Source organism: Spongiibacter thalassae (assembly GCF_012272835.1).
Lineage (GTDB): Bacteria > Pseudomonadota > Gammaproteobacteria > Pseudomonadales > Spongiibacteraceae > Spongiibacter > Spongiibacter thalassae.
Genome location: NZ_JAAWWK010000009.1, coordinates 1 through 12,196 on the forward strand (window position 1 = coordinate 1; position 12,196 = coordinate 12,196).

At 43.1% G+C, this 12,196-nt stretch carries 11 protein-coding genes; all 11 read right to left on the reverse strand.

Annotation, left to right across the window (positions count from 1 at the left end):
• Positions 1 to 150: 150 nt before the first annotated feature.
• Positions 151 to 1,323 (reverse strand): hypothetical protein, encoded by a 1,173-nt coding sequence (locus tag HCU74_RS19265; RefSeq protein ID WP_168452076.1) that lies wholly within the window; start codon positions 1,321 to 1,323, stop codon positions 151 to 153.
• Between the two features lie 115 nt (positions 1,324 to 1,438).
• The gene (locus HCU74_RS19270) at positions 1,439 to 2,506 is read right to left on the reverse strand and encodes a hypothetical protein (RefSeq protein ID WP_168452077.1); all 1,068 of its coding nucleotides are present in this window, start codon (positions 2,504 to 2,506) and stop codon (positions 1,439 to 1,441) included.
• Between the two features lie 3 nt (positions 2,507 to 2,509).
• On the reverse strand, positions 2,510 to 3,394 hold the full coding sequence (locus HCU74_RS19275; protein ID WP_168452078.1) for a hypothetical protein: 885 nt from the start codon (positions 3,392 to 3,394) through the stop codon (positions 2,510 to 2,512).
• A 5-nt stretch (positions 3,395 to 3,399) separates the two neighbouring features.
• Positions 3,400 to 3,972 (reverse strand): sulfotransferase, encoded by a 573-nt coding sequence (locus HCU74_RS19280; protein WP_168452079.1) that lies wholly within the window; start codon positions 3,970 to 3,972, stop codon positions 3,400 to 3,402.
• A gap of 2 nt (positions 3,973 to 3,974) precedes the next feature.
• Positions 3,975 to 4,676 (reverse strand): WecB/TagA/CpsF family glycosyltransferase, encoded by a 702-nt coding sequence (locus HCU74_RS19285; RefSeq protein ID WP_168452080.1) that lies wholly within the window; start codon positions 4,674 to 4,676, stop codon positions 3,975 to 3,977.
• 81 nt (positions 4,677 to 4,757) lie between these two features.
• Entirely contained in the window at positions 4,758 to 5,582 is an 825-nt protein-coding gene (locus tag HCU74_RS19290; RefSeq protein WP_168452081.1) for a sulfotransferase domain-containing protein, read from the reverse strand.
• Positions 5,583 to 5,594: 12 nt separating this feature from the next.
• On the reverse strand, positions 5,595 to 6,617 hold the full coding sequence (locus HCU74_RS19295; protein WP_168452082.1) for a glycosyltransferase family 4 protein: 1,023 nt from the start codon (positions 6,615 to 6,617) through the stop codon (positions 5,595 to 5,597).
• Complete coding sequence (locus HCU74_RS19300) at positions 6,618 to 7,721, reverse strand: glycosyltransferase (protein ID WP_168452083.1); 1,104 nt, start codon at positions 7,719 to 7,721, stop codon at positions 6,618 to 6,620.
• 1 nt (position 7,722) lies between these two features.
• On the reverse strand, positions 7,723 to 8,997 hold the full coding sequence (locus HCU74_RS19305; protein ID WP_168452084.1) for a polysaccharide pyruvyl transferase family protein: 1,275 nt from the start codon (positions 8,995 to 8,997) through the stop codon (positions 7,723 to 7,725).
• On the reverse strand, positions 8,987 to 10,138 hold the full coding sequence (locus HCU74_RS19310) for a glycosyltransferase family 4 protein (protein WP_168452085.1): 1,152 nt from the start codon (positions 10,136 to 10,138) through the stop codon (positions 8,987 to 8,989). Before HCU74_RS19310 ends, HCU74_RS19305 begins: the two co-directional genes overlap by 11 nt.
• Positions 10,139 to 10,321: 183 nt before the next feature.
• The gene (locus HCU74_RS19315) at positions 10,322 to 11,776 is read right to left on the reverse strand and encodes an undecaprenyl-phosphate glucose phosphotransferase (RefSeq protein WP_345889718.1); all 1,455 of its coding nucleotides are present in this window, start codon (positions 11,774 to 11,776) and stop codon (positions 10,322 to 10,324) included.
• Between the last annotated feature and the right edge of the window lie 420 nt (positions 11,777 to 12,196).

Here is a 12,196-nt window from a genome sequence, read left to right on the forward strand (position 1 = left end):
CTTCGCCTTCCTTCAAAATGGTGACGATCTGCTCGTCGGTAAACCGCTTCTTCATGTCCGCATTCTCCATCGTTTGCGGACTTTACTAAGTTCAGGCTGGTACGGCTAGCGGGGAGCAGGTCATACTGATAAAGATCAACCTAACACTTTTCAACCAACTAACTCTGAAGGTGAACTGCTTAGTTCGCTTCGATACCGCCCGGAGATCATAACCATTAGCAAAAGCATTGGTTGATACGATATCGAAAGTGCTGCAGCACCTACCATAATTGAAATCGTGTATGCGGAGACTAAAGTCGGTCTCTTAAATGCTTCATAAACTGAAACCGCCATAATGAGCAAAAGAAATACAAATGGGATTATACCTGCGTCAAAAATGTAATCGAAATAGCTATTGTGCGAATGGATCCCGATTACCTCTTTAGCCCTGCCTATACCATTGCCAAATAGCTTAATTTCCTCTTCTCTAAGAGCAAGACTAAGTAAATTATTCCTACTCATCATTCCTGATAAAAATGACCTTTCGACTGTAACATTATCAGAAGTCTTCAATTCACCCATCAAAGTATCGAACACCGCGATCCCACCGAAAGCAGCACCTACAAACACCAATGCTACAACAAAGTGCTTGATATCGATTCTTTTGCAATAGAAAACGAACAAACCAGCTACAACCGCAACAAGCCCACTTCTAGAAAACGTTAGAATCATAGATAATACGATAATAAATATACCAATTTTTCTATACTTGAGCTTCTCTGACATGCCAAGTAGCAAAGGAAATATCATTCCTAGCACATAGAAATTAGGATCGTCAGCAAAACCAACGAGTCGTAGCAACACGCCTCGATCAATAGCATATCCATAACCTGGCCGTATCAGATCAACACCGAATCTTGGCCTATCAATAATCGTAAAGTAAAAAAACATTACCAAGGAAAGAAACGCTATCACTATTCCGACACTAAAGAACAACTGCTTCTGCGAGAGACTTAAGGTCCACTGGCGCTTCAGGCCCGCAGATATCATTATGCAAATCAATATCGATAATACTGAAAATGAATAGAAATTATAGAAAGATACAAACGCGGGCAAGCACAGTACGAAAAAAATAAAGAAAAGCACACTGTACCTATCAAATCGAACCAGCCGCCTAGCGTTAAAATAAAGAACGACCCATATAGCCGAAATAAGTATTAACCATGAAGGTATTCCGTTTCTACCAATAATTGCGCCATCTATTAACCCATTGAAGTTAAAAACCAACCAAACTGAGAAGAAAACCAGAAATTCCGCCGATGTAATCCGCCATAATCTCGCCATTTCAATTACCAAGCCTCGTAACACACGTGGGCCGACAAGGGTGACCAGTAACAACTAAATGTCGATAAGAGATTTTTTTGCGATATTTTTTATTGCAGCAACGATTCATCATAAGTTAATCTCTATCTACCAAAATCGCGACAAGAGAAAACAAAACTGGGACTATCGCTACGACTTTCCAGCTTAAATAGCCCAAAAACAAACTGACGTTAAATATACAAGCGATCCCTGCGCTTACTAAAATATAATGCATATTTTGTTTTTTCATTATGCCGGATGAAACTATTGAAAAATAAAGACGACCGAAACAAATAAAAGCAATTAGAAACAAGAACCAAATAACACCCATCGCTGCCTCGTCAATCAGCAGTATCAACACGGAGCATATTGTTAGTATCATGGCTGAACTGATCAACACTCTGCCCTTTTGCAACTGTTCTCCTTCAGTAAAAAGGTGGATAGCCCGATGATTACTCGCGAGAGCGGTGGTAAGGACTGTTAGTATTCGGTAGAACACAAAGACCTCAACGAAATTCTCGCTTTCTACGATTGTAGAGATTAAGTATAAATCGAGCATTAAATATAAAAATGAGAACACAAAGTTCGAGAAAAAATAGCTCTTCGTCCAAGGCAAGTTACCGATTGCCGGAGACTTGAGCACTTTTGAGAATGAGAATACAGAAGGTGCCAGGAAACTAATCGCGACCCACCAGACCAAACCATTTTCCGGAAGGCCTACATATAATACAAGAACTATAAAGATGAGTAGAGCCAAGGGTCTGGCTACTCTGATTAGCAACGCCTCTTTATGATCTAGGCATGCCGCGCGGAAATTGACGAAGTTCCAGAGAGTACTCGCAAAAAAGAAAAAAATCAGTTCAAATTGTGAAGATGCGGAACCATGTAGTAGATTAAATGTAGTGTACTTATCAACAAGGTATAGACATTCAACAAAAATAACGGCCATCAACAATGTGATTGTGAGCAATATTGGAGCCGAAACTTTGGAGACAAGCTCTAATCTTAAGCCACAAAACAAATTGGAAAATCGCTGTAATCCGAGCAGTATAAAAAGATTTTTTATTATATCTTCATTAACTGAACCTTCTAGCAAAAGCAAGCAAGCAAAAGCTAACACCTGCGCTACAACAGATGCCTTCGATGCAAGCAATACTTTCAGCATGAACTAGTCCCAATACCCGAATTTTTTTAAGGTCTCGTTAAGTTCACTCATATCTGCCGCAGAAAGACCGTAATTTTTTTCCGACTTAGTTTCCGGCAGTTTCCCTGGGATTGTTAGCCACGGAACTGTAACGAGCTCTTTATCCCTGATTCTAGACGGATGACCAAACAACTTTACACCCAAGAAGCGCTTGCATATTTCTCCATGGTCAGCTGTTATCGCGGTCTGTCCATGATTGTCTCTATGCCCCTCTGCAATAACCTTCAATACCAGCCTGAGATCTCCACGATACCCATCCCATACTTCTTTAGAATCGACCTCTCCGTCTAGCACCTTTTCCCAGATATTCCGGTATTCTGAGGCCACCTGGCCTTCACTCGCAATTTCCTTCGTCCTTTCCTCAAAGTCATAATCACTAAAAAGATCCGGAGCGGTGATAAAAGGGATATGCGGCTGCATAAACCATACAATAATCCGCTTATCGGGGAATCGGTTCCTGTAAGCGAGGAATACCTCATATAAATCTTCTGGTCGGACATTATTTACATGCTGGTCGAATAAAAGTGACCACGCATCGAACCTGAAGAAAAATGCGTCGGGGGCCATCGTCGCCGGGTACGGGTTTGCACTAATTAAAATACAGTCGCCAAAATAGTTCCCGCAAAAGTTTTTCTCGACAAACTCAGGGCTGGAGGAAGAGCTACTTTGTCGGCTGCGGTACCGAGCGTTTTTTAAAAGCTCGAACTCCGGATAAATTTCACTGAACACATCCGCTCGACAGGAATCAAGTATGAACAAATTGTGCCACGGCTCATTCATCGCGTAACTTTCACTCGAAAACAAACGTCCGTATAGGCGAAGCAGTTTAAAAACCAGTATGGAGAACATTCTTATCACCCCTTGTTGCGGTATAAATTTTTGTCTACTATTTCTATGGCAGGCCCAATTCGTGTTTTTGGAGAACCAACAAAGGCAGAAAGGCTTTCTATTACTTCTAGCGGATTTGCAACTAGCTCGTCATACCGTACAGTATAAAATTCTACATTTAGCCTAGAGCGCAAAAAATAAAACGCACGCTCGCGAGCCTCTGCAAGAAGGTCTACCTGCCGCTGCAGGTCGTCAATTCCATCTTCAATCATTTTCGACTGAGAAATCGCAACCTCCTCCAACTTTCGATCCATATATATGATCTTAAGCTTGTAAGAGTCACAAATGTCGGGTATGTAATTAGCCGTGATTTTTATCCAACCACTTATTTTATTTAGAAACTCTACCTCTCCCTTAGGTATTCCCTTTACTAATTGACTTTCGAAATATCCTCCAGGGTTCGATTCATCAGACTCTCGACCATCATCGAAAAAAACGTCTTCGCCCATAGCATTCAATATATTCATCATTAGAGACGTGCCTGAGCGTGGCAATCCTGAAACCACACAGACTTCGTGCCAATCTCGAAATGCTTTCATCCCTATCTCCTCAAAATGGCGTCTTTTAGAAAGAGCGTACAAGCAACCGGATATATCAATAATCGGTTTCTATAATGCGGCTCCTTGAAAGCCCTATACAAAAACCTAAGATTTAATTTGTTAATAAGAGACGGATAGTACTCTAACCCAGAGGCCGACTGGGATATAAATCCACCGCATGTGAAATATGTAGCTGGATATACTTTATATAAATCGCGCATGATTTGGTCTTGCAATGGCGCACCCATGCCAATAATTATAACGTCTGGCTTAACTTGATACAGGTCTTCAGTATATTGATTAACTGTATAATCATAGCCATTTCTAGCGAGTGTGATATCAATTGTGGGATATGACGTTAATATATAGCTACAGAATAACTCTATTTCCGCCTGTTTCCCTCCGATAATGGCTACGCGCTTTCGATTCTTGACCGCATCTTTAAACACGACTGGAGCCAGTGACGTTGCATCGAACGACAACCTCGGCATATCAATACCAATAGCTCTTAGCAACAGAGCAAGCAGTAATCCATCGGCAAATATATTGTCCGGCAATAACTCCTTTGAAAATACCCGGCTTACATAATACGAATACGGGTTTAAAAAACCATTTTTTTTGTTCTGGCAAACCTCTATCACGTCTTTGTCTTTGAGTTTACGGGCCGTCGAGGCCATCCGGCGAATCAGCATTGTCTTATCCACGATTTATCCGTCGACAGCTTTGTAGCTTTACACTCCTTGCTTAGCGCAACTAAATCAATAGAAGTGTCACTAACTATCAAGTTAACTCCCCCATACACGAGACAAATCTCGTTCCAAATACTTCTCTAAAGCTGCTTTGTCCTCTGCAAACAAGCGAGTGAGCTCACTATTCCTTCTAACTACCTCATAAAGGCTATCTTCTTTTTTAGTGCCCCCATATAATAATTTATTACTCCACGGCATTCCTTCGATCTTCTCCTTTAGTTCTCTTAACTTGAGCCAACCCGGAGCAAGTCGATAGAACTTATTCATTAGCCCTCTCACCCCACCTATGCTTGACGAGGGATTGAACTTACTTTTCGACTCTTGCAAATCAACACTGACATTGAAAAATTTATTAACACCTTCCAACCAGCGATCTGGATCTACTTTTATATCCTCATAGACCAAAACCGTAGGTTTGTAGTATTGGGAAAATCGTTTTATTGTAGGGAAGTACAACGATCTGTCCACGCAATGGTCTATGTTGTATTTAACGAAGAACTCGAAGTCGCACTGGAGATCGCCATTCCTTAGATGCTTTTGGTACGCACTAACCATCCTTTCAATAGGATCGCGTATCACCAGAAGGATTTCGGCATTATCTGCCAGGTTCTCCGCTATCAACCTTACGGTCTCGCCAGCAACAGCGTATTCTGGTGTAATATCCAGCCACATATTGGCATTATTAAACTGATTTTCGTACCAGTCCAATCCATTTGAGTAGTTACCTAGATACCTAAAAAAATCTATCTCTTTCGTTTTCGGTAGTACCACACCACTTTGCTTTGATAGCGTCCGATAAATCCAAGTGGTCGCCGAACGTTGCGCTCCAATACAAATATAAACTTTCTCATTTGACGTCATCGCAGTTATCCCTTATAAGCTCGACACATATTCAAAATAAGCGCGATTCATCGTGTCAACGTCATAATTATGAACGACTCTATCTTGCAGGCTTTTTGCCCTTCGCTCGGCTTCTGCTGGATTTTCGATAATCTCTCGCAACGCCATAACATACTCTTCTGTTGTATCAGAGTTAATCAGCCAGCCAGTTTCGCTATCAATTAAGTCCGCAGTGGCTCCAACACTATTAGCAACAACTGGAATACAGCATTGACCAGCTTCTATCAATGCGTTGGGCATGCCTTCAAAGCTTGATGCTTGAACATACACGCCACCTTCCCTATAGAAATCTTCCATATTCTCTACGTGCCCACGAAGGCATATTGAAACCCCCAACGCCTCTGCAGCCTTTTCTATTTCCCCCCTCATTGGACCATCACCAGCAATATCCACTATGGCCTCGTAACCAAACTCATTCAAAGAGCCAGCAATCTTTACCAGTCTGACGTAGTTTTTTTGTCTGTTTAACTTTCCCGCAGCTATAAGCCTAATCTTCCTGTTCGTGAGCAAAGCCTTTGAACGCTCTAACTTATACGACATCGGAACGCCTATGCGAATCTGCTTTATCTCTTTCGTTGAACGCAATTCTTCAGGCACCAAACGATCAGAAAGGGTACAAATGTATCGCGGGCTAAATTTCCACAGTATCTTTTTATCATTCCAAGCATTAGCGACATTGAATACGAATTTTCGTCGACTCATCAATTTCTCGAGCGCCCACCCCAAAAATGCACTCTTTCTTTTAAAAAGCAATATGACTTCCGCATCAACTTTTTTAATCAGAATATATAACTTGACAATATTGACCGGCAACATCCAAACCTTGTTCAAGTTTTTAACTTTTACAATATTTCCGTCGTCGAACTGGTAGCCTGACTCCTCTGTCGCAAATACGACATTCATACCGCAATCAACGAGACCTCTGTATATACGATACGAACGGTTTTCTTCCCCGCCGTATTCATGATCAGGAATAACCATCAAAATACGCTTCATTTAAAAAAACAACTCCCGATACTGCTGAAATACTGCGCGATCCGAAAATTTTTCTACACTTTCAGACGCTTCTGCACGCATAGACAGATACAACTTTTGGTTTTGGCCAATAGAATCTATTGCTACCGCAAATTCGTCCGCAGAAGCGCCGTCATTGAGCAATATGCCATTCTTCCCATCGCAAATTATTTCAGAAGGCCCATAAGAACAGTTTGTAGAGATAACAGGTGTACCGGCCGCCAGCGCCTCGACCAGCACCAATCCAAAGCCCTCAAATCGAGACGTCATTATCAGTAGGTACGCATTAGCTATCAACGACATAACGTTTTCCTGAAATGGCAGATGAAGCACCTTTTCATTAAGTTTATTCGCACTTATAAAGTCTTTTACGTCTTTTTCGAGCGGGCCATCTCCAACGATGATCGCCGGCCGACTAGTAATTTTAGCTAACTCAAGAAATTTTAACGGATCTTTCTGATAATCAAGTCGCCCCACCCATATGAGGTACTCACCTGAGTTCTGGATCGCAAATTCAGCGCCTAGAGGTTCGTTTAATTGCGCTCTGTGCTTGTCTGTAATTGCAGGATTATATGCCAAGACAATTTTTTTACTCGGTATCAGGCACTTACTAACCAAATGCCTTCTTATACCTTCCGAAACTGCGACTATAGAATGGCTAAATCTGGCAAAAAAATAATAGTACAGCACGGATAAAACTTTATTTTCAGTTTGAATAATCCTCGTTGGATTGTTATGTATTGAGGCAATATGGAAAAAACGGTGAATCGAAGTAAAGCGAAGCCAAAATCGGGACAAACACACAAGAAGGTTAATATGCCAAAGTGCGGAGTAAACGATATGAGGTCGTTCAGTTTTCAAGACAGCGATCAGCTTTCGCAAGGAGGCTTTGAACGACAAACTGTTAAGCTTTATAACCCTAACTGAACTATGAACTGCAAACTCCACTTCGTCGTTTTTCAATGCAATGAGTGCAATATCTAACTTATCGTTCTCAGATAGATAGTTAATCAAACTTACAGTCGCTCGCTGAGCACCACCCTTTCCTAGTGATGGCAACACAAAAACTACGCGCTTTTTAGCCATATTAACGGAGCCCAATAACATTTTGAATAATGGACTCTATTTCGTCGGACTCCTGGAGCATTCTGTTCTTAGGACTGAATTTTTGGCTTCTTTCTATTAGCAGCGTGAAATCTTCCCGTTTTCCCCCGATGTCTTCCATTGGAACCAACACGCATTCACCAAGTCGCTGTAGAATCCCCCATTTGGCGCCTGCATCGTACGGTATACCAATGAATGGTCGACCAAGGTATGCGGACATGATACAACCATGCATTCTTGATGAAATTACGAAATCGCAACTTCGGTACGCTTCAGATAAGTCCGATAGCATAGGCCTCCTCATCGGATCGACGATTACTCCCAGTGGACACAGGGCTTCACTTATGATTGCGACTGCCTCTTCATTTGGTTCATTGTCAAGCACTGCTTGATTCACAAATTTAAACTGGATTTCCCTACCCTCGGCCAGTTCGGATATAACTGCTTCCGCGATCCTAACAATATAATTTGAGTACTCTTGCAGGGAAACGCTATTCCTACGAACAGGATCTTTGGGTACTATTCCAATCGTATAGATCCCCTCGGACCGCAAGTCCTCATTTTCTTCCAAGTTATTCTTCATGTAAAAGAATGACAAATCAGGTAAGTAAGCACACTTATTTTTATAGGTAGGGATAATTTCTCGCTGCAGCACTTCCAATGAAATATCTTCTCGCGCGTAAACTGTTGCGCACCTTGAGAACACAGCTCTAAGCAATAGCAGACCAATACGACTTTTGGGAAGCCAAATTGATACCCCCAGAGCATACACCTTCTTCCCCATATATAGCGCGGCTATCGCTGCGCAACACAGGTCGAAAAACTCGAAAAATTCGAAAAACTTTTTGTTGCTCCTAAAGTTTCTTCCATTCCAAATAATTACGTCTGCATTTTTCACTTGTTGAAAAAAGCTACGAACACTTTTTGGCAACAGGGTTTTTAACCCAACGGCATTCAATAAATAAAAGAAATGGAACACAAAGACATTGGCAATAAGGCAAAGTTTATTAAGCAATATTTGAAACTTTCCCTCTCCACGAAAAAAATAACTCAGTTTAGGGGAAGGATAGAAAGAGACGTCGCCAACTTTAGTGGTCTCATCAAGCTGCTTTGAAAACTCTCTGAATTCATTACATCCCGAATCCAGAACCACATCCGCAGGCCACTGTTTTATCAGCTGAAGTATCGCGACCTGCATCATCGCATCACCTCGATTATAATCCGACCAATAGTCGATTATCAGCGCCTTACTGCTCATTACACACCCTCATATATAGCTTTTCGTGCTCTGCGACACAGCGCTCCAGCTTGTATTTTTCCAAATCAACCGTAGCGGCCATCTTTTGACTGACCGAAATATTTGTTAAAACGCTTACTATCTGCTTAGCGAGCTCTTTAACATTTCCTTCTTCAAACAATAATTCAGCGGGTAGCAATTCAACATTCCCAAAGCTCTTCGAAGCCAAGGGTACTACTCCACACGCCACCCCTTCCATTAGCACTGTCGGAAGAGATTCATAACCTAAACTCGGCACAACCAGCACCTTTGCCTTCCCATAAAGGGAAGGCAAATCTTCTTCGGGAACGTGATTTAAAATTCGCCCACCAATGTTTTGAATAGCCTCAGCATATTGATTGCCAACATTTGGCTCACTAACCCAGCCTTGACCAAAAACCCAAGTGCTTTCGATGGGAGAAGGAAGTTCTTTATTTGCGATTTTAATCGCTTCTAATAGCACATCGATTCCCTTTTTGGGCACGGGCCTGCCTACAAATAGAACATCTGTATCCCTGACTACACTCAACTCTGGTGGTGCATAGAAGCACATGTCAATCCCATTTTGAATTACTTCGATTTTTTCGGGCCTTACCCGATAGTCATCCACTAACTCCTTCACTTGAAAATCGCTAACAGAAATAACCCTGTCCGCCATTGCATATATTTTTCTTTCGAGCATAAATTGTAAGTATGCATTAATATAGATAACCAAACTCTTTAAGCCTCTTACCCGATGATTAGCTTTAAATTCTGGCCAATGAGTTCCATGCGCCGTAACAACTAGCGCCGTATTTTTGAATGAATAGAATATAGGAACTAGCGCAGGAGTATGCACATGCAGAATATCTGGCTTTTCATAGCTTCGGCTTATTTTAAGAGATATTATCAAGCATCGTATTAAATATTTGGGTAATGCCGCGAGATAGTTCGTATCGACTCGCTCACGCACATTATGAGAGAAAAAATCCCGATTTTTACTCGTTGATAGATACTTGGTTTCAAAATTTTTACTTATTCCCTTTAGCAAATAGTACGGATTTTTGACCATGCCACCGACTAAAGCAGCGCCTTTCTTAAAATCTAGATCCCAAGCAATAAACAGGAGTTTCTTTGGCGGCATACCTACCTCTATTACCAATACGACGTTATCTAATTCAGATGTAGTATTCAGGGTCGCACTCTAGCGTGCGACCCTGGCATATACTGTTGGCCACAGGCCAATTACGGAACTGAAAAGCAGCCCACTATAGCTAGTTTTCAATGAGCGCGGCGCGCCTGAAAAGGAGTCGAATCTAGACCTTTTCTAATACGCGCTGGAGTTTACGAAACCTTTGAGAAATGTGAGGAATATAATCTTAATATCCAATAGTACCGACCAGTCGCGAATATATTTGAGATCGAACTCTACTCGTTTTTCCATTTTTTCAAGCGTATCCGTTTCTCCACGCCACCCATTTACCTGAGCCAACCCCGTAATCCCCGGCTTGACAAGATGTCGCTGCATATATCCACTAATTTGATCGCGATAGAGCTCATTGTGCGCCACGGCATGGGGCCTTGGGCCAACAATACTCATTTGACCTTGCAACACATTAATAAACTGGGGCAGTTCGTCGAGAGAGGTTTTTCTCAAGAAGGCACCGACCTTTGTAACACGCTTATCATTTTTTGTAGCTTGCACGACTATATCGCCGTTATCGCAAGTTGTCATACTGCGGAATTTCCACACTTCAATTTCCTCGCCATTTACCCCATAGCGGCGCTGCCTAAAAAGCACCGGGCCTCGCGACGTCAATTTGACCGCCGCCGCAATACACAGCATTGGAATCGCAACGATACAAAGAATGATAGAGCTAAGGATTACATCCTCTGCGCGCTTTGCCATAGCGTCGATGGAGTCGAAGGGGGTGTCGTACACACTCACTACCGGCAAACCGCCAATTTCGCGACTGCGGGCATTGAGCATTTTGAAGGTAAAGATGTCTGGCACGATATGCACACAGCAGGAGCTGTTGGCGAGTTCTTCCACCAGGCTTTTGATGGTTTCTTCTTCGCGCATGGGCAGGGCAATGTAGATGTCGTCAAAGGTGCCGTCGCGGGCTTCTTTTTTAAGCAATTCGACATCACCCAGCACTTGAAGCTGGTCTGCTTGCTTATTAATGCCCTGCAATGGCCGATCACCAATGGTGACCCGGTTATCGTAGAAACCGGCGATTTCCATACCCATCCAGGGGCTACCCAATATGCTGCGCGCCAGGCTCAGGCCAGGTTCTTTGGCGCCAACAATAGCGATTTTGCGAGTATTGACCCCCGCACGACGAAACTCCCGCATAATAATGCGGGCAGACACACGGTAAAAACTGATGGTAACCGGCACCGCGATGGCCCAGGCGACCATAACACCGCCACCGTAGCTGGTGTTGAGATCAAACAGGAAAACAACAGTGAGCAGGGCGCCCACTACGATCAGCCAGGTAGTAAATACCGTGCGTACTTCCTGAAACAGTGATTGACCCCGCCAGGAAAGATAGAGCCCGTTTTTGTGGGCAAAGACATGGAAGCAGATTGAGCCGAGAAAGGCGGCCAGCTGGTAAGAGATGTTCCAGGCCAGCCCAGACAGCTCAACAAAAGCCGCCAGTATGCCCCAAGTCACCAGCACGTCGGTCAACTGGTGCATTGCAACCAACATCGAATGATGCTGACGAATGAAGCCACCGTGTGGGGCGGCTTCAGACAGTCTTGCGTGTTCGGTACTCACAGCAGGTCCCTCGCTTACAACGGGCTGTTTACTCTACGATTCGGGAAGTGGGCAGTCCTTTGACACCCCCCCAATCCTGTTTCGACATTCATTATGGGGGGATCTATAAATGTAGCACTGGTTTTGTACTTTGCACTGAAAACCAGCATACCCCACAATCAAGCCGGTAATTTTGCGCCATATCTGTGCGAATTCCAAGAACTTCGCACGGTAATTTGGCAGCAGTTAAGGCCTCCCGCCCCAGATCACTACATCAGTGCATAGAACATTAGCAGTTTACGGGCCAACTCGACTCGTAGATTGCTTTGTTTACATTCGGTCCGCAGGCAGTCTTGCAGAGGAGTGCTACAGTCGTGTGAACGAACCCTGCGTTTTGACCCTGCCACCGGCACCGGGCGCGCATGATAACCCAAGGCGATG